Genomic DNA, 920 nt, shown 5'->3' with positions numbered 1-920 from the left:
GGGATGCTCGCTCGTCGGATGGCCCAAGGCAGCGAACCGGTCGCCTCAGTGATCGATCTAGGCATCTATGACCAACTCACCCAACGGGAGGTCACCGCATGACCACCACGATTACCGTTGACGAGATCATCGAGCTGGGCCGACAATCCTCGCTCACCACCACCGTGTTAGCCGACTGGGCCGAGCGAGGCACCCCCAAACAACGCGAATACCTCCACGGACTCTTAGCCGCTGAAGTCGAATCCCGCCAAGCCTCCCGACGCCACCGGCTGTTACGGGCTGCCAAGTTGCCGGTGTTGAAAACCTTTGACGGCTACGACTGGACGGCCATCCATTTCCCGCCCGACTACGGTCGTCAACCCCTCGTGGATCTCGACTTCCTAGAGCAAGCCCAGAACCTGGTGCTCTACGGGGACGTGGGCACCGGCAAAACCCACCTGGCCATCGCGCTGGCGGCCGCCGCCTGCAACCAAGGCTACCGAGCCCGATACTTCACCACCGCCGCATTAGTGATGCATCTGCGCCGGGCCAAAGACGACAACCGATTAGATAAAGAACTCACCGCCCTGGCCCGCAATCAGCTCCTAGTCCTGGACGAATTCGGCTACCTGCCCATCGATGCTGAAGGCGCCCGACTGTTATTCCAAGTCATCGCCGATGGCTATGAGCAACGCAGCCTGATCATCACCACCAACCTGGCATTCGCCCGCTGGGGCACCATCTTCGGCGACGATACGATGGCCGCTGCCGTCATCGATCGCATCGTCCACCACGGCCGGTTACTGCAATTCCGCGGCGAGTCCTACCGCGTCAAAAACGCCCTAATGAAATAACCCCTTATCGCCACTTTGGCAGGAAACCCTGCCAAAGTGGCCGGATTCTTATCGCTTTAATGGCCGACTTCTAATTGACAAAACACA

At 59.5% G+C, this 920-nt stretch carries 1 protein-coding gene; it reads left to right on the top strand.

The annotated features are described in order from the left end of the window. Window positions 1–98: 98 nt before the first annotated feature. Entirely contained in the window at window positions 99–833 is a 735-nt protein-coding gene (istB, locus tag A6F49_RS14565) for an IS21-like element helper ATPase IstB (RefSeq protein WP_201120355.1), read from the top strand. Window positions 834–920: the final 87 nt, after the last annotated feature.

The sequence above is a fragment of the Enteractinococcus helveticum genome, assembly GCF_001657475.1.
Taxonomy (GTDB): Bacteria; Actinomycetota; Actinomycetes; order Actinomycetales; family Micrococcaceae; genus Yaniella; species Yaniella helvetica.
This window is presented reverse-complemented; position numbering and strand designations above follow the sequence as displayed.

Coding starts and splice junctions, on each gene's coding strand:
- istB (WP_201120355.1), top strand. CDS start 99: ATGACCACCACGATTACCGTTGACGAGATCATCGAGCTGGGCCGACAA.